The sequence below is a fragment of the Actinomycetota bacterium genome (assembly GCA_036280995.1).
GTDB lineage: Bacteria > Actinomycetota > CALGFH01 > CALGFH01 > CALGFH01 > CALGFH01.
In genome coordinates this window covers 1-15,449 of sequence record DASUPQ010000746.1, presented here as the reverse complement: position 1 = coordinate 15,449, position 15,449 = coordinate 1, and the positions used below count along the sequence as shown (strand labels likewise).

General features: G+C 75.0%; 18 protein-coding genes. 6 read left to right on the top strand and 12 right to left on the bottom strand.

What is annotated here, in order from left to right; translation table 11 throughout:
• From VF468_25005 to VF468_24980, 6 genes are all read right to left on the bottom strand, one after another.
• Positions 1 to 609 (bottom strand): ABC transporter substrate-binding protein (locus tag VF468_25005; GenBank protein HEX5881547.1); only part of this gene is annotated, 609 nt, incomplete at its 3' end.
• Between the two features lie 4 nt (positions 610 to 613).
• Positions 614 to 1,279, bottom strand: coding sequence for a CPBP family glutamic-type intramembrane protease (locus VF468_25000; protein ID HEX5881546.1), 666 nt, complete (start codon positions 1,277 to 1,279; stop codon positions 614 to 616).
• Positions 1,276 to 1,734 carry a hypothetical protein gene (locus VF468_24995; protein ID HEX5881545.1) on the bottom strand — a complete coding sequence of 153 codons (459 nt, stop codon included), beginning with the start codon at positions 1,732 to 1,734 and terminating at the stop codon, positions 1,276 to 1,278. Before VF468_24995 ends, VF468_25000 begins: the two co-directional genes overlap by 4 nt.
• A 10-nt stretch (positions 1,735 to 1,744) precedes the next feature.
• Entirely contained in the window at positions 1,745 to 4,021 is a 2,277-nt protein-coding gene (locus VF468_24990) for a copper resistance protein CopC (protein ID HEX5881544.1), read from the bottom strand.
• 95 nt (positions 4,022 to 4,116) lie between these two features.
• Entirely contained in the window at positions 4,117 to 4,770 is a 654-nt protein-coding gene (locus VF468_24985; protein HEX5881543.1) for a hypothetical protein, read from the bottom strand.
• 69 nt (positions 4,771 to 4,839) lie between these two features.
• Positions 4,840 to 5,442, bottom strand: a complete 603-nt coding sequence (locus tag VF468_24980) for a hypothetical protein (GenBank protein ID HEX5881542.1) — start codon at positions 5,440 to 5,442, stop codon at positions 4,840 to 4,842.
• Positions 5,443 to 5,563: 121 nt separating this feature from the next.
• Between VF468_24980 and VF468_24975 the strand changes: the two genes are divergently transcribed.
• Positions 5,564 to 6,172 (top strand): helix-turn-helix domain-containing protein, encoded by a 609-nt coding sequence (locus VF468_24975; GenBank protein HEX5881541.1) that lies wholly within the window; start codon positions 5,564 to 5,566, stop codon positions 6,170 to 6,172.
• Complete coding sequence (locus VF468_24970) at positions 6,169 to 6,987, top strand: SRPBCC domain-containing protein (GenBank protein ID HEX5881540.1); 819 nt, start codon at positions 6,169 to 6,171, stop codon at positions 6,985 to 6,987. The genes VF468_24975 and VF468_24970 overlap by 4 nt, the downstream gene beginning before the upstream one ends.
• A 15-nt stretch (positions 6,988 to 7,002) precedes the next feature.
• Here VF468_24970 and VF468_24965 read toward each other — a convergent pair whose 3' ends face one another.
• Genes VF468_24965 through VF468_24950 form a run of 4 tightly spaced genes read right to left on the bottom strand, consistent with a single transcriptional unit; the run spans position 7,003 to position 9,628 of the window.
• Positions 7,003 to 7,797, bottom strand: a complete 795-nt coding sequence (locus VF468_24965) for an ABC transporter ATP-binding protein (GenBank protein HEX5881539.1) — start codon at positions 7,795 to 7,797, stop codon at positions 7,003 to 7,005.
• On the bottom strand, positions 7,794 to 8,561 hold the full coding sequence (gene cbiQ / locus VF468_24960) for a cobalt ECF transporter T component CbiQ (GenBank protein ID HEX5881538.1): 768 nt from the start codon (positions 8,559 to 8,561) through the stop codon (positions 7,794 to 7,796). Before cbiQ ends, VF468_24965 begins: the two co-directional genes overlap by 4 nt.
• Positions 8,562 to 8,564: 3 nt before the next feature.
• The gene (locus VF468_24955) at positions 8,565 to 8,927 is read right to left on the bottom strand and encodes a PDGLE domain-containing protein (GenBank protein HEX5881537.1); all 363 of its coding nucleotides are present in this window, start codon (positions 8,925 to 8,927) and stop codon (positions 8,565 to 8,567) included.
• 2 nt (positions 8,928 to 8,929) lie between these two features.
• Positions 8,930 to 9,628 (bottom strand): energy-coupling factor ABC transporter permease, encoded by a 699-nt coding sequence (locus VF468_24950; GenBank protein ID HEX5881536.1) that lies wholly within the window; start codon positions 9,626 to 9,628, stop codon positions 8,930 to 8,932.
• Positions 9,629 to 9,846: 218 nt separating this feature from the next.
• On the opposite strand from VF468_24950, the gene VF468_24945 reads away from it, so the two are divergent.
• Entirely contained in the window at positions 9,847 to 10,590 is a 744-nt protein-coding gene (locus tag VF468_24945) for a M23 family metallopeptidase (protein HEX5881535.1), read from the top strand.
• 13 nt (positions 10,591 to 10,603) lie between these two features.
• Here VF468_24945 and VF468_24940 read toward each other — a convergent pair whose 3' ends face one another.
• Both VF468_24940 and VF468_24935 read right to left on the bottom strand, forming a co-directional pair.
• The gene (locus VF468_24940) at positions 10,604 to 11,053 is read right to left on the bottom strand and encodes a Fur family transcriptional regulator (GenBank protein HEX5881534.1); all 450 of its coding nucleotides are present in this window, start codon (positions 11,051 to 11,053) and stop codon (positions 10,604 to 10,606) included.
• A 127-nt stretch (positions 11,054 to 11,180) separates the two neighbouring features.
• Positions 11,181 to 12,410 carry a GNAT family N-acetyltransferase gene (locus VF468_24935; GenBank protein HEX5881533.1) on the bottom strand — a complete coding sequence of 410 codons (1,230 nt, stop codon included), beginning with the start codon at positions 12,408 to 12,410 and terminating at the stop codon, positions 11,181 to 11,183.
• Between the two features lie 157 nt (positions 12,411 to 12,567).
• Here VF468_24935 and VF468_24930 point away from each other — a divergent pair, with 157 nt between their 5' ends.
• The 3 genes from VF468_24930 to VF468_24920 all read left to right on the top strand — a co-directional run.
• Positions 12,568 to 12,714 (top strand): hypothetical protein, encoded by a 147-nt coding sequence (locus tag VF468_24930; GenBank protein ID HEX5881532.1) that lies wholly within the window; start codon positions 12,568 to 12,570, stop codon positions 12,712 to 12,714.
• Positions 12,715 to 12,723: 9 nt separating this feature from the next.
• Entirely contained in the window at positions 12,724 to 14,883 is a 2,160-nt protein-coding gene (locus tag VF468_24925; GenBank protein ID HEX5881531.1) for a sulfatase-like hydrolase/transferase, read from the top strand.
• Between the two features lie 11 nt (positions 14,884 to 14,894).
• Positions 14,895 to 15,449, top strand: a 555-nt coding sequence (locus VF468_24920) for a sulfatase (protein ID HEX5881530.1), incomplete at its 3' end; no start/stop codon positions are given.

Genomic DNA, 15,449 nt, shown 5'->3' with positions numbered 1-15,449 from the left:
GTCGGCCGAGACCTCCAGCCCGCGGTCGCGCAGCTCGGCCCTGGCGCCGTCGGCGACCGCGTGGCCGTAGACGTCGTCCACGGCGGCGATGGCGAAGCGCAGCGAGGACGCCGGCCGGCCGAGCTTGGGGGCGAGCTGGTCGGCGACGAAGCGGATGGCGCCCCGGCCGAGCAGGCCGCCGGTGGGGGCGACCCGGAACACCAGGTCGCCCTCGCCCGGACCGGCCAGCTTGCCGACCGCCCCGGTCTCCCAGAACAGCGAGCCCCGCCCCGCCGCGGCCGCCGCCGCCGGGCTCGAGATGGTGCTGCCGTAGCTGCCAAGGACCAGCTCGACCCCCCGGTCGGCCAGGGTCCTGATGGCCCCGGGGGCGGCGTCGGCCTCAGGCACGTCGACCTGGTCGAGCACGATCGGGCGGCCGCCGACGCCGCCGTCGGCGTTGACCAGCTCGGCCGCGACCCGGACGCCGTGGTACTCGTCGATCCCGCCCATCCCCTGGGTGCCGCTCAGCGGGTAGATGGCGCCGACACGGACCGGTTCGGGTGGGTCGCTGGTGCAGGAGGCGGCCAGGAGCAGGACGAGAAGGAGGACGACGGGGCGCAGGAGGCGCATCTTCTCAGGTCACCGCCAGGAGGTTGGCAACAGCATGGGTGACGGCCGGAACCGTCCAGCGGCCGGAAGCGTACCGCTGCCAGGACAGCAAGAGCGCGGCCCCCAGGTCGACGGGCATCGCCGCCAGCCCGTAGGAGGGCAGATGGATGAGCGCGAACACCACCGCGCTCCCCACCACGGCGGCCACGACCCCGAACCGCAGCAGCCGGTCGTACAGCACCCGCCGGAACAACGCCTCCTCGGCCACCGCCGCCAGCAACGCCAGCCCCGCCGCCACCGCCCCGACCCGCCGTTCGGCCACCGGCCCCGCCACCACCCCAGCCCCGGCCACCGCCACCAGCCCAAGCGCCAACGGCACCCCCCACCCGAGCGGTCCGTCCTCGCGCCGGGTCCGGACGACCACCGCCCCGACCAGGAGCAGGAGGTATCCGCCCGCGAGCAGCGCCACCCCGAAGGGGAAGGCGGTCAGGGTGGGTCGGGCGAGGAGGAACACGAGGCCCCCGGCCACGACCGCACCGCTCCCGAGGGCCGTGGCGGGGGCTGTGGACAGGGCCGCGCCTCCCGTTCCCGGGTCGGCCACGCTCCCCCACCGGGGGACCCGGCGCCGGGGGGTGAGGCTGTGGCGCGCCCGGGGCTGGGGGGCGGCGGCGTGGGGGCGGGTGGTCGTCACTCGGCGACCTGGAAGGCGGCCTGGGTGAGGATCCGGGGGTCGAAGGGGGCGTGGTCGGCGGCGACGAACTCGACCACGACGACGTGCTGGCCGGGCGGGAGCTGGGGGAGGCGCTGGCGGAGGCCGTAGTTCATGTCGATCAGCTTGCCGTCGACGTGGAGGTGGATGTGGCCCTCGTCGCCCTGGACGCGGGTGGTGGTCTGGTTGACGATCTTGCCGCCGTCCAGGTCGAGGCGGAGCTCCGGGCGCTCGCCGACGGTCTGGCCGTTGCGGGGCGACATGATCGTGAGCTTGGCCGGGCTGCTGGGCCGGGCGGCGGCGGCAGGCGCGGTCGTGGCCGCCGGCGCCTCCGACCCGCCGTCCTCGCCCGAGCAGGCGGCGACGGTGAGGGCGAGGGCGGCGGCGAGCACGGCGGCGGCGCGGGCCCGCCTGGTTCGGCGAAGACGTTGCGTCATGATGGTTCCTCTACTCGATGAGCTGCTCGAACCGGCCGCCGCGCTGGGTCTGGCCGGTGGTGGTCTCGATGGCGAAGGCCACGCGGCCCGGTTCGAGGTCGACGTTGGCGGCGAAGTGTCCCGGGCCGAGGCGGATCAGCGTCAGCGCCTCGGGCGCGCCCGGCTGCCTGGTCATGGTGGCACGCGCCCTGCCGGTGGGCTGCTCGTCCCCGCTCGGGTTGAAGAAGGTGAAATGGACGGTGTTGGGGCCGCCCTGCCCGGGGTCGAGGTAGCCCTGCAGGGTCCCGCCGGCGGCCAGGGTGATGGTGTAGAGGGTCGGCTGTCCCGGCACCTCGGACACCTTGACCGGCTGCGGGGCGGCGCGGACCTCCAGCTCCATGGGCACGGTCACCGCCGGCCCCGACCCTTCGACCAGCCCGACCACGGCCCAGCTCCCGGCGATCGAGAGCTGGCTGCCCTGGCCGCGCCATGAACCGTCGCCGGCCCTGGTCAGGTCCAGGGAGGACGCGCCGATCTCCGGCCGCCCGCGGGGGGTGAACCGCAGCGCCACCCGCGAGGCCGGCCAGTCCTGGCCGGAGTCGTAGTCGGTGACCTTGGCGGTGAAGCTGTTCGGGCCGGGGGTGCCCGGCGAGACGGTGAGGGCGATCCGGACCGAGGTCGCGAAGTCGCTGCCCTCGACCTGGACGCTGGGCGGGGCGGGCGGCCTGGCGGCGGCCTGCTGGACGACGAACTTGCCCGGTGGAAGCTGGCTCAGGACGGCGGTGACGGCCAGGATGCAGGCGGCCAGGACGACCTCCCCGCGCACGTTGCGCCGCAGGCCGGCGAGGCGCCGGGCGCCGCTCGCCAGCGCGGGAAGGATCCGGAAGCGGTTGAGCGCCCCGAGCGTCACCAGCACGAGGAACAGCGCGACCTTGACGTCCAGGAAGCGCCCGTAGCTCGAGTCGAGCAGTCCCTGCCAGCCTCCCGCCAGGTGCAAGGCACGGGAGACGCCGGTGACCGCCACCAGTCCCAGCACCGCTGCGGCCAGCTTGGAGAAGCGCACCGCCGAGGCGACCTGCTCGGGCCGCTCCCGCACGCGCAGCCCCGCCAGCAGCCACACGAGCCCACCGATCCAGGCGCCGACGGCCAGCACGTGCAGCCACTGCACGAACAGGTTGACGCTCCGCAACGGCGACGGCCCGGCCGCGTGCCCCGCCATCACGTGCAGCAGCATCGTGACCCCGGCCGCCACCCCCACCAGCACCCAGCGCCAGGTGTCGACCGCCCCCACCCTGGGCGCGGCAGCAGGGTCGGGCGACGCAGTGGGGTCAGGCGAGGCCGCGGGGTCCGGACTGGGCCCGGAGGGGTTGTGGATATCCGGCGCCACGCGATCCGCCCGGTGGCTACCCTCCCTGTCCGGGTGCCCACCCACCGTCAGGGTGGTGGATTCCGCCGTGGGCGCGGGTCCCGGGACCAGGGCGGGGTCCATCCCGGCCGGGTTCGCGGGGGCTGGGCCGGCCGGGTTCGCCGGGGCTGGGCCGGCCGGGTGGGACTGGGCTGCTGGGCGACCCACCGCTGTCGCCAGGAACCAGGTGGCCACTGCCGTGGCGGCGACGCCGATGGAGAGGCGGAGGAGGCCCTGGCCGGTGGAGGAGGCGAGGAGGGTGCCGAGGGGGGCGTCGATGCGGGCCCGCTCGGCGAGGAACCTGGCCGCGCCGCCGAGGACGGTGAGGGCGGCGGCGGCGAGGAGGACGGGACGGGCGCCCGGGGGTGGGACCCGGGCGAACACGGCCAGGCCGGTGACGGCGGCACCGACCAGGAGGGCCAGGCCGGCGTAGAGGGCCAGGCGGGCGACGGTGGCCGACGCCGACGGCGAGGGGGTCTCCCCCTGGGGGGCGGCCTGGGGGGTGGCCGCCGGGGCCGGGACGCCGATCCCGAAGGCGAACGTCCCGGCGGTCACGTGGCCGTCGTCCTTGGACACGACCCGCCAGCTCACCGTGTAGGTGCCGTCGGCCAGGTCGCCGAGGCCGACCGCGAACTGCAGCGGCGCGCCCTCCACCGGGGCGGCCTGGCCGCGCTGGACCTGCCCTCCGCCGGTGTCGAGCACCTGGATGCTGGAGAGGCCCGGCTCGGGCCGCTCGGTGAAGGTGAGCACGACCCGGCGCGGCGCCTGCTCGAGGGAGGCTCCGGCGGCCGGGTCGGACTCGCTCAGCAGCGCATGGGCGCCCGCCGGGGCCCCGACCGCCACCGCCCACACCCCGACCAGACCGACGACCAGCCCAACCCGGCCCAGCCGCCGGCCAGTCAAGCCGGTCCGCCCCCGTTTCCGCGACCGCCCGGCCGGGCCGGGCCACCCCGGCCTCCTCCCGGGGCGGGGGCGCTCGAACGGGCGCAACACCGTTGTCAGCTCCTCCGGCGGAGGGCGACCACGCCGACGCCGATCGCGGCCAGGAGGCCGAGGGCGCCGACGGCCAGGCCGATGGTGGCCAGCTGGCGGGCGCTGGCGGCCTCGTCCTCGGCCGCCTGCTTCTCGGCGGCCAGGGCGGCGTTGAGGCGGGCCGTCTCCCGGTCGAGGCGGGTGGTGAGCTGCGAGCCGGTCGGCTCGACCGCCGGGTACTGGACCTCGGCCGGGTCGGTGACCTCGTCGAAGCCGTCCTTGCCGGAGGTGTAGCTCTGGTTGATCTTCTTGCCGCCGAGGGTGCCGGTGATCTTGAAGGTGTAGGCGCCCGGCGCGGTCGGGATGAAGAAGGCGCGGTAGTCGCCGGGCTCACCCCAGCCGGTGCCGAAGTAGGGCTGCAGGGGCATCTCCTTGGGCTCGGCGTCGCCGGTGGTGACGGCCGCCTTGAGGCCCTTGGCATCGGTCACCGGCTTGCCGTTGTCGCTGATCATCAGCTGGACGCTGTTGGTCTGGCCGGCATAGGCCGGCTCGGTGCCGAACCCCACGGCGAAGGTGTAGTTGGCGACCTTGTGCTCGCCGTGGGCCGACGCCGGCACCGCCAGCAGCGGCACCAGCAGCACGGCCATGAGGGCCGCGACGGTCGCGGTTCGCTTGCGCATGTGTCCTCCTCGAACGCCACATGGAGCAGGGGACGACCGCGGGTGAGCGGTCGCCTGGCGATCTCTCGGTCAGGCGCGCAGCGGGGGCGGGGCCCGGCCGCCCAGGCCGGCGGCGAGGAGGATGGCGGGGCGGACCCAGCCGTTGGGGCGGGGACGGGCGGGACGGGGGTCGGGGCGGTGCAGGCGGCGGCGGCGCAGGGCGCGGCCGGCGACCTCGGCGACCCGGGCGGCCCAGGTCAGGCCGAGGGCCAGGACGGCCGCGACCAGCAGCTGGACGGCGATGCCGGTGAGGAGCAGGCGGCCGTCGACGGGGCCGACCAGCGGGACCCCGGCCGCGGCCCGCTCGATCAGCTCCTGGACGAGGTAGATGGTGACCTGGAGCAGGGCCAGGCGGGCGACCCGGCGGGCGAGCGGCTCGCCGGACGGCCGGCCCCCGCTGCGCAGCCCGGCCCGGAAGTGGCGGGCCAGGGTGGCCCCGAGCGAGACCAGGCCGAGGACGATGGCGGCGGCGATGGCCGCCGACCAGTAGGCGTGGCCGCTGCCGGCCAGCACGGCCAGGCGTCGGCCGGGCTCGGGGACGGCCAGGGCGTAGGCGAGCCCGTGCCCGACCACCGCCCCGGCGACGGCGGCGCCGGCCAGCGGGAGCCGACGGGCCAATCCACGCAACTCCATCGTCAAAGCATACGCGGACCAGGGCCGCGGCGGTTCACCTGGGCCGCGGCCGCCGCCGTGCAGCATCGGGCCGCCGGAGCGCCTCTTGACAAGATTTCTTTTCAATGGTCCCATGACCCCCATGCTCGATCTCGAAGTGATCGACGACCCGGCCGCCGCCGTGGTCGCCCTCGACCCGCTCCGGGCCCGCCTGCTGGCCGGGCTGGCCGAGCCGGCCTCGGCCTCGGCCCTGGCCGAACGGTTCGCCCTCCCCCGCCAGAAGATCAGCTACCACCTGCGCATCCTGGAGGAGCACGGCCTGGTCGCCGAGGTCGGCCGGCGCCGCTGGGGCGGCCTGACCGAGCGGGTCCTGCACGCGACCGCGGCCGCCTACGTGGTCTCCCCCGGCGCCCTCGGCGAGGCCGCCGGCGACCCCGAACGGATCGCCGACCGGCTGTCCGCCCGCTACCTGATCGCCCTGGCCGCCCGGGCCGTGCGCGAGGTCGCCGCCCTGGCCCGCCGGGCCGAACAGGCCGGCAGGCGGCTGCCCACCCTCGCCCTCGACACCGAGATCCGCTTCCGCTCCGCGGCCGACCGGGCCGCGTTCACCAGCGACCTGGCCGCCGCCGTGACCACCCTGGTCTCGCGCTACCACGACGCCGGCGCCCCCGGCGGCCGCTCCCACCGCCTGGTGGTGGTCGCCCATCCCCTGCCCGGCGGTCCCCGACCCGACACCGAGGAGGCATCATGAGCAGCGACGCAGACAACACCCCCGGGACCAGGGCGATCGACCTGGACGTCGAGGTCCCCGGGACGCCCGAGGAGGTCTGGGAGGCGGTCGCCAGCGGCCCCGGGATCACCGCCTGGTTCGTCCCGGCCAAGGTCGACGGCCGCGTGGGCGGGACCCTCGAGCTCGACTTCGGACCCCTCTACGGGTCGGAGACGGCCCGGATCACGGCCTGGGACCCGCCGCGCCGGTTCGTGGCCGAGACGGCCCACGAGGGCCGCCCCACCTTCGCCACCGAGTGGCTGGTGGAGGCCCGCGACGGCGGCACCTGCGTGGTCCGGCTGATCCAGAGCGGCTTCGGCAGCGGCGCCGAGTGGGACGCCGAGTACGACGCCACCGAGGCCGGGTGGAAGCTGTTCCTCTTCAACCTGCGCCTGTACCTGACCCACTTCCCCGGCCAGCCCTGCGCCTCGGTGCTGGTCAACGGCAAGGCCGCCGGGCCGGTGGACCGGGCCTTCGGCGAGCTCGCCGGCGCCCTCGGCCTGCCCGCCGGGGCCAGGGCGGGCGAGCGGGTGGCGGCGACCGCCGCGGACGCGCCGCCGCTGGCCGGGGTGGTCGAGCGGGCCGAGCCCAACATGCTCACCCTGCTGCTGGAGAAGCCGGCCCCCGGCGTCGCCTTCGTGGTCGCCGAGCCCGCCGCCGACGGGAGCGCCCACGCCAGCATCTACGCCTACCTGTTCGGCGAGGGGGCGGCGGAGGTGGCGGCCAGGGAGGAACCCGCCGTGCGGGACTGGATGCAGCGCCGCTTCCCCCTGCCCGAGGCGCCTCCAGGGGCCTGAGCTGGCGCGACCGGGTCAGCGGCCGCGCAGGGCCGAGGGATCGAAGCCGAAGGGGAGCTCGAGGCGGTTGGCGGCCAGCAGGTCGGTGTCTGCCAGCAGGTCGGGCGTGGGCCCGTCGGCGGTGATCGTGCCGCCGTTCATGATCAGGGAGCGGGGGCAGAGCTGGAGGGCGTAGGGCAGGTCGTGGGTGACCATCAGGGTGGTGATGTCCAGGCCGGTGACGATCTCGGCCAGCTCGCGGCGGCTGGCCGGGTCGAGGTTGGACGACGGCTCGTCCAGGACCAGGATCTCCGGCTCCATGGCGAGCACGGTGGCCACCGCGACCCGCCGCCGCTGCCCGAACGACAGGTGGTGGGGCGGGCGGGCGGCGTGCTCCTCCATGCCCACCGCGGCCAGGGCGGCCTTGACCCGGGTCTCCAGCTCGGCCCCGCGCAGGCCGAGGTTGGCCGGGCCGAAGGCCACGTCCTCGGCCACCGTTGGCATGAAGAGCTGGTCGTCGGGGTCCTGGAAGACGATCCCGACCCGGCGCCGGATCTCCCTGAGGTGCTCGGCGGCCACCGGCAGCCCGGCCACCGTGACCCGGCCCGCACCCGGCAGGAGCACGCCGTTGCACTGCAGCACCAGGGTGGTCTTGCCGGCCCCGTTGGGCCCCAGCAGGGCCACCCGCTCCCCCCGCCCGATCCGGAAGCTGACCCCGAACAGCGCCTGGTGCCCGTCCGGGTAGGCGTAGGCGACCCCGTCGACGTCGAGGGCGGGGGGTCCGGGGGGCCCACGCCTCGCCCCCCGGTCGGAAGGCGGCGCCGGGATCACGGGCGGACGCCCCAGGCGGTGACGGCGACCAGGGCGGCGGCGGCCGGCAGGGCCAGGGCGGCCAGCCACTGTGCCCGGGTCGCGCCCAGGTCCTCCAGCACCGGCATCGACCCGGCGTAGCCGCGCGACACCATCGCCAGGTAGACCCGCTCGCCGCGCTCGTAGGAGCGGATGAACAGCGTCCCGGCAGAGGCGGCGACGGCCCTGGCCTGCCAGATCCAGCGCGGGTCGTGGCCGCGGGAGACGCGGGCGATGCGCATGCGCCGGACCTCGTCGGCGATCACGTCGCCGTAGCGGACCATGAACCCGGCGATGGTGGTGAAGGCCGCCGGCAGGCGCAGCCGCTCCAGCCCGCGCAGCAGCTCGGGCACGGGCGTGGTGGCGGCCAGGATGACCGAGGTGGCCACCCCGAGGGTGCCCTTGGCCACGATGTTCCAGGCCGCCCAGAGTCCCTCGACCGACAGCGCCACCCCCGCCACCTCGACCCGCTCACCCTGCCCGACCAGGGGCAGGAACACGGCGAAGAGCAGGAACGGCAGCTCGATGACGAGGCGCCGGGCCAGGGTCGCCAGGGGCAGCCCGGCCACCCTGGCCAGGACGGCCAGCGCCACGGCGTACACCCCGAAGGCCCAGAAGGCCTCGCGCGGGGTCGCCACCACGGCCAGGACGAACAGGAACGCCGCGGCCAGCTTGCACTGGGGCCGGGCGCGGTGCAGCGGGCTCGTCCCCGGAAGGTGGAGCGCGTGGCTGTGGCCGGCCCCCACCGGTCAGGGCGCCCGGGTGGGCCCGGCGTCGTCGCCGGGGCCGGGGCCCCCGGCGCTCCCGGAGCCCGACCGCATGGTCCTGAGCAGGGCGAACAGCGCCAGGCCGATCCCGAAGGTGACCAGCACCCCGATCAGCCCGGCCAGGCCGGTGCTGAGCCGCTCGTTGCCGACGCCCCTGACGGCGTAGTCGGCCAGGGGGCCGTCGGCGAACAGGTGGTCCTGGGCCGTCTCCAGGAAGCCCTTGTCCTCGGCCACCCGCTCGAGCCCGTCGGGCGCGCTGGAGGCGAAGCCGCTGACGACCAGGGCGAGCCCCATGGCCACCAGCAGCCCGCCGATCAGGAACAGGCGCAGGTTCGGGGAGCGCACGCTCAGCCCACCCCCCCCGTGGCCGGCCCGGGCTTGGCCCCGAGGGTCAGCGGGGCCTGGAGGTCCTGGGCCCCGTAGACCAGGTCGGGCCGGACGCCCAGGACCACGCCGACGGTGAGGCCGGTGATGATGCCCTCGCCGATGCCGATCAGGGTGTGGACGCCGACCATGGCCGCGAGCACCGTCCCCACCGGGACGCCGCCGGTGCCGCCGAGGGCGTACTCGAGCACGAAGGCGGAGGCGGCCAGGACCACCGAGATGCCGGCGGCGATCCCGGAGGCGGCCACCACCGAGGTCTTGGTCGCGGGCAGGGCCCGGCGCAGCAGCCGGAAGACGGCCCAGCCGCCGAACACGCCGACGACGGCCATGTTGGTGATGTTGAGCCCGAGCGCGGTCAGGCCGCCGTCGGCGAACAGGCTCTGGACGACCAGGACCACGGCCACGCAGATGCAGCCGGCCCACGGCCCGACCAGCACTGCGGCCAGGACGCCGCCGAGCAGGTGCCCGCTGGTCCCGGCGGCCACCGGGAAGTTGAGCATCTGCACGGCGAAGATGTAGGCCGCGACCAGCCCGGCCAGGGGGGCCTGCCGCTCCTGGAGCGTCTGGGCGGCCCGGCGCAGGCTGACCCCGATCCCGCCGACGGCCACCGCCCCGGTGGCCAGCGACGTGGGGGCGTTGATGAAGCCGTCGGGTATGTGCACGTGGCCTCCTCGTCCGACCGGCACAGTTGCGACCGGGTTGCATCTATAGCCAGTTTGCAACTGTACGAGGGACCCCCGACAAGCGCAATGGCGTTGGCGGCGGCCAGGCCGACCCCACCCGGCTGGCCCCGCCACCCCGCCCAGCGTCCGGACGGTGCCGCCCCATCACTGACCGGAGCCGCCCCGGCCGGTAGCATCGCCGCGACAGGGGGAACGCCATGAACCGCCACAGCGGCAGGGCCCGCATGACCGCGACGATCGTCTGGGTCCTGCTGGCCGTCCTGGTCGCGGGCGGGTGCTCGGGGGGCGGCGACCCGCAGGCGGGCGGTGCCGCCGCCACGGCCCCGTCGGTCGCGTCGACCGCGGGCCCGACGACCACCGCCCCGCCGGCCTCGGAGCCGGCCGAGCCGACCACGACCACCCGGGCGGCGGCCGTCCGCTACCGCTTCCCGGTGGCCGGCTGCCAGGCCCGCTACGGCAACCTCCACCACGACTACCCGGCGGCCGACATCTTCACGGAGCGGGGCTGCGTCTTCGTCGCCCCCGTTGACGGCCGGGTCGACGAGGTGGCGCGGACCGACACCTGGAGCCCGGCCAGCGACCGGGGGGCCGCCCGCGGCGGGCGCTCGGTCTCGCTGGTCGGCGTCGACGGCGTCCGCTACTACGGCTCCCACCTGCAGGCGATCGCCCCCGGGATCGCCCCCGGGGTGCGGGTGCGGGCCGGCCAGCCCCTCGGCCGCATCGGCAACTCCGGGTCGGCCAGGGTCACCCCCGTGCACCTGCACTTCGGGCTCTCGTGGCCGACCCGGCCGGGCATCTGGTGGGTGCGCCGGGGGATGGTCCCGCCCGCCCGCTACCTCGACTCCTGGCGGGCCGGGGGCAACCTCTCCCCCGTCCGGGCGGTCGAGGCGGCCAGGGCCGAGGCCGGCCGCGAGGTCCCCGAGTGCCAGGCCCGCTGCTGAGGACGGCCCCGGCTCAGCGCGACGGCCCGTCCGCCTGGTGGCAGGCGGCGCAGACCCCGGCGATGGCGTGGTGAGTGAAGTCGGGCCGGAACCCGTGGTCGCGCTCGATCAGCCGCTCCAGGCTGCGAAGAGAGGAGCGGGGCAATTCGAGATCCGCGCCGCACCGCGAGCAGGTCAGGTGGGCGTGCTGGACCTCCTCCAGGCGGTGGTAGCCGACCCCGGTCTCGAGGTGGACGTGGGTGAGGACGCCGACCTGCTCGAGCCGCTCCAGGGTCCGGTACACGGTCGAGGGGCTGACCCCCGGGACCCTGGCCTGCACCCGCTCGATGACCGCCACCGGGATGACGTAGCCGGAGGTCGACATGATCTCGTCGACGATGGCCAGCCGCTGCGGGGTCATCCGCATGCCCTGCCCGCGAAGGAGCTCGACAGCGTCCCCGGTGCCGTTGCCGCTGCTTCCCATGGCCACAGTCTAGCAATGCAGTTGCAAGCCGTTGCAGCACCGGCCGTCGGCGTCTCCAGGCCGTAGCGGCTGCGCTGTAGCGGTCGGCCGGGGGCCCGGACCTCTGCCCGGGAAGGCCCGACGCCGGCTAGAAGTGCGTGGTGGAGATGGGCGGGGGGTCCGAGGCGAACATGCGGTCGGCCTGGAGCAGGGCCCCGGGGGTGAGCTCGGCCACCCGCTCGGCCCGGGCCAGGGAGGCCAGGCTGGCCCCGCCGAGGTAGGCGGCGCCGAGGTCGGCGACGTCCAGGGCCAGGTCGGGGTCGGCCGAGACCGGGACGCAGGCTGCGCCGTCGGGGCCGCCCTCCAGCCGGAAGCGGCCCTGGTTGCGGGGGCGCAGGGTGTCGGTGACCTCGAGCACCAGCGACCCGGAGACCGCGTAGCGGCGGGCGGCGAGCGCGCCCGGCAGGTCGAGCAGCCGCAGCCAGAGCTGGTCGCCCACGTGGGTGACCCGCAGCCGCCGCGGGTCGGCCAGCCGCCAGCGGGCCGGGTCGTCGAGCGGCCGGTCGAACAGCTTCACGGTGCCGGCCAGGTCCAGGTCGAGGAGGTAGCGCCACAGGGCGCCCTCGGCCTCCGGGGTGAGCCCGATCAGGCTGCCCACCTTGATGATGTTGGCGGCCATGCCGTCGGGCCAGCGGCTCTCGACCCGGTAGCCGAGCCAGCCGTCGACCCGGCCCGGTTCCGACTCGTGGACCACGTCGTAGTGGCGGCTGGCCCCGCGCCGGGTCCACTCCGGGTCGCGGGCGTAGGTGTCCCACCACGCCTGGGGACGGGACAGCTCGCCCGGCTGGCCCCGCCGGTAGCGGTCGTAGAGGGCCGGCACGACCTTGGCCGTCTCCTCCGGCCCGAGCAGGCGCAGCCGCCCCCGGCCGGCGAACGGGCGCAGGAACTGCCCGCGCCGAGGGTCGATCTCGTAGTCGGCGGAGGTGGTGGCCAGGCCGTAGCCGTAGCGCCCGTAGAGCAGCGACTCGGACGCCCCAAGGCCCGAGACCAGCTCGCCCCGCCCCTCGACCTCCTGGAAGTGGTAGGCGATCATCGCCCGCAGGATGCCCCGCCGCCGGTGGGTCGGGAGCACCGAGATGGCGGTCAGGCCGCCGATCGGGATGGTGGTGAGCCCGGGCAGGGTCATGTCCATCGAGTAGGCGCCGCCGGTGCCGACGAGCCGGTCGCCGTCGAAGGCGCCGATGCTGCGGTCGTACTCGAACCAGCGGTCGTGGTCGGCCAGCTCCTCCTCGGAGAAGGACTCCCCGAAGGCGGCGGCCATGACGGCGCTGAACTCGTCGCCCTGCTCGGGCGTGATGGGCCGGATGTCGATGTCCATCGCTCCGTTGTACTGGAAACGCGGGCGGCGCACACCTGGTTTTCTCGTGATATCGTCCTCTGCTTGACCGTGACATCCCGTCAGTGGGTCCACGGAATCCCCCGACCGTGCCGCTCCCGCCTGGGATGCGCCCGCTTGCGCAAGGAGTTCGAACGCGATGGACCTGGCCTACCTCGATGCCGCCTCGGGCAGCCTGATCGTGCAGGCGATCGTCGCCGGCGCCGCCGGAGCGGCGGTGTTCTTCAAGCTCGGCTGGCGCCGGCTGACCGGCCCGTTCCGCAACCGCCAGAGCGACAAGGCCTAGCCGCACCCCATGGAGCAGGAAGGGCGGCCCGTCGCCCGCCGCGAGCGGCTCTGGGCCTTCTTCGAGCTGTTCGCCCTGGTCGGGTTCGTGGTCGCCCAGCCGACCCTGGACGTGCTCGGCAAGGCCCCCGACTTCTTCATCTTCCGGCGGGCCGGCCGGGCCGAGATCCTGATCCTGGTCCTGGCCGTGACCCTGCTCCCGGCCCTCGGCCTGTGGCTGGCCGAGCAGGTCGTCGGGCTGGCCGGGGAGCGGGCCCGCCGCATCGTGCACGTGCTGATGGTCGGCGGGCTGCTGGCCGTGCTCGCCCTGGAGGTCGGCAAGAACCTGACCTCGGTCCGCGGGCCCGGGCTGATCGCCATCGGCGTGGCCGGCGGGGTGGCCGGCGGGCTGCTCTACGCCAACTGGGACGGCTTCAAGCTGTGGCTGCGCTACCTGGCCCCGGCGCCGCTGGCCTTCGCCCTGCTGTTCCTGCTCGTCTCGCCGGTGTCCAAGCTGGTGCTGCCCCAGCCCGAGGGCGCCGTGGACGCCAACTCGCCCGGGGTGAGGATCAACCCGGAGCACCCGGTGGTGATGATCCTCCTGGACGAGTTCCCGGTGACCTCGCTGCTGGACTCCAGGGGGCAGATCGACGCCCGCCTCTACCCGAACTTCGCCAAGCTGGCCGGCCAGTCCACCTGGTACCGCAACGCCACCGCGGTGTCGGGCCTGACCAACTGGGCCGTGCCGTCGATGCTGACGGGGCGCTACCCGACCAAGGCCCAGGAGGAGGCCTCGCCGACGGCCGCCCAGTACCCCGACAACCTGTTCACCCTGCTCGGCAAGTCCTATGACGTCGAGCAGTTCCAGGTCGTCACCCAGCTCTGCCCGGCCGAGGTGTGCAAGGCGACCAGGGACTCGGCCCCGTCCGGGGCCGGCCTGAAGACGACCCTGCGCGACTCGGCCCGGGTCTTCAAGCGGATCGTGTGGCCGCGCGACGTCGACGAGAACCCGACCGGGGCCTGGCTGACCGCCGACCCGGAGGCCGAGCGCACGCCGGCCGCAGCCCCGGGCGACGGCGCCCAGTCGCCGATCCTGGAGGAGATCGCGGAGGGCAACGAGCCGCGCCAGTACTACAACTTCGTGAAGTCGATCGAGGCCTCCGACAAGCCGACCTTCTACTTCCTGCACCTGCTGCTCCCCCACCAGCCCTGGCACTACCTGCCCGAGGGGCGCAAGTACACCGACCGGGGCGACGGCCGCAACGCCAACGGCTGGACCTCCGAGCCCTGGCCGCCCCAGCTGTCGCGCCAGCGCCACCTGATGCAGACCGGCGAGACCGACCGGCTGATCGGCCAGGTGATGCGGCGGCTGCAGGAGCAGGGCATGTACGACGACACCCTGTTCGTGGTCACCGCCGACCACGGCATGAGCTTCAAGCCCAGCGAGTACGGCCGGCGCGTGGCCACCGAGGGCAACGTCGACCAGGTCCTGTGGGTGCCGCTGTTCATCAAGTCGCCCGGCCAGACCGAGGGCCAGGCCAACGAGCGCAACTGGGAGCATGTCGACCTGGTCCCGACCGTCGCCGACCTGCTCGGCATCAAGGTGCCGTGGGAGACGGACGGCGTCTCCCAGGCCGGCCCCGAGGAGCCGCGGACCCGCACCGAGAAGTGGTTCTTCTCCAAACCGGGCGAGCGCCAGACGTTCCCCGGCCCGGAGAACATGGCCAAGGCGCTCCGCGGCGTCACCGACGAGATGGTCGAGGCCGGCAACGGCTACAAGGGCTGGTTCCAGTTCGGCCCCCACGGCGACCTGGTCGGCCAGCGCGTAGGCCAGGTCGGGGTCGAGCAGCAGAGCGCGGGCAGCGCCAAGGTCGAGAAGCTGGCCGAGTACGGCAAGGTCGACCCGGACGGCGGCCTGGTCCCGGCCCAGGTCAGCGGGCAGGTCGACCTGGCCGCGGGCGTGCCGGACCGGCCGGCGGTGGCGGTGGCCGTCAACGGCGTGATCGCCGGGGTGTCGGAGACGTTCCGGGAGGTGCGGGACGCCCAGGGCAGCCAGCCCAAGGGGCCGCCGGACAAGTTCTCTGCCATGGCCCTGGACACCTTGTTCAAGAAGGGCGACAACCGGCTGGAGCTGTTCGTGATCGACGACTCGGGCGGGCGGGTGCGGCTGCGACCGCTCACCGTGAGCTAGAGAGGACGCGGGTGGCGAGCGACATCGACGAGACGACAACGGCCCCGCCGGCAGCGGGTCGGTGGCGCGGGTGGCGGGACCGGCTGCACCTGTGGGCGCTGGTCGAGCTGTTCGTGCTCAGCGGCTTCGCCATCGCCCAGCCGCTGCTCGACGTCACCGGCAAGAGCCCGGACTTCTTCCTGTTCCGCCGGGCCGACCGCCTCGACATCCTGGTCCTGGTCCTCGGCGTGATCCTGCTGCCGGCCCTGCTCATCTGGGCCGCCGAGGTCGTCGTCGGGCTGGTCAGCGAGCAGGTGCGGCGCTTCCTGCACCTGGCCGCCGTGTTCGGGCTGTTCGCCCTGCTGGCCATCCAGGTGGCCAAGAAGCTCACCGACCTGCGCGGGCCGCTGCTGGTGGCCATCGCCGTGGCCGCCGGCGCCGGCGCCGCGGTGCTGTACGCCAGGCAGGGATGGGTGCGGCTGTGGCTGCGCTACCTGGCCCCCGCCCCGGTCGTGTTCGCCCTGGTCTTCCTGCTGATGTCGCCGACCTCCAAGCTGGTGCTGCCGGCGCGGGCCGAGGCCTCGGCC

Bases quoted from the DNA above. Each gene is read 5' to 3' on its own strand.
- VF468_24995 (HEX5881545.1), bottom strand. From the start codon at position 1,734: ATGACGCAACGTCTTCGCCGAACCAGGCGGGCCCGCGCCGCCGCCGTG.
- VF468_24985 (HEX5881543.1), bottom strand. From the start codon at position 4,770: ATGCGCAAGCGAACCGCGACCGTCGCGGCCCTCATGGCCGTGCTGCTG.
- VF468_24980 (HEX5881542.1), bottom strand. From the start codon at position 5,442: ATGGAGTTGCGTGGATTGGCCCGTCGGCTCCCGCTGGCCGGCGCCGCC.
- VF468_24975 (HEX5881541.1), top strand. From the start codon at position 5,564: ATGCTCGATCTCGAAGTGATCGACGACCCGGCCGCCGCCGTGGTCGCC.
- VF468_24970 (HEX5881540.1), top strand. From the start codon at position 6,169: ATGAGCAGCGACGCAGACAACACCCCCGGGACCAGGGCGATCGACCTG.
- VF468_24945 (HEX5881535.1), top strand. From the start codon at position 9,847: ATGAACCGCCACAGCGGCAGGGCCCGCATGACCGCGACGATCGTCTGG.
- VF468_24940 (HEX5881534.1), bottom strand. From the start codon at position 11,053: ATGGGAAGCAGCGGCAACGGCACCGGGGACGCTGTCGAGCTCCTTCGC.
- VF468_24935 (HEX5881533.1), bottom strand. From the start codon at position 12,410: ATGGACATCGACATCCGGCCCATCACGCCCGAGCAGGGCGACGAGTTC.
- VF468_24930 (HEX5881532.1), top strand. From the start codon at position 12,568: ATGGACCTGGCCTACCTCGATGCCGCCTCGGGCAGCCTGATCGTGCAG.
- VF468_24925 (HEX5881531.1), top strand. From the start codon at position 12,724: ATGGAGCAGGAAGGGCGGCCCGTCGCCCGCCGCGAGCGGCTCTGGGCC.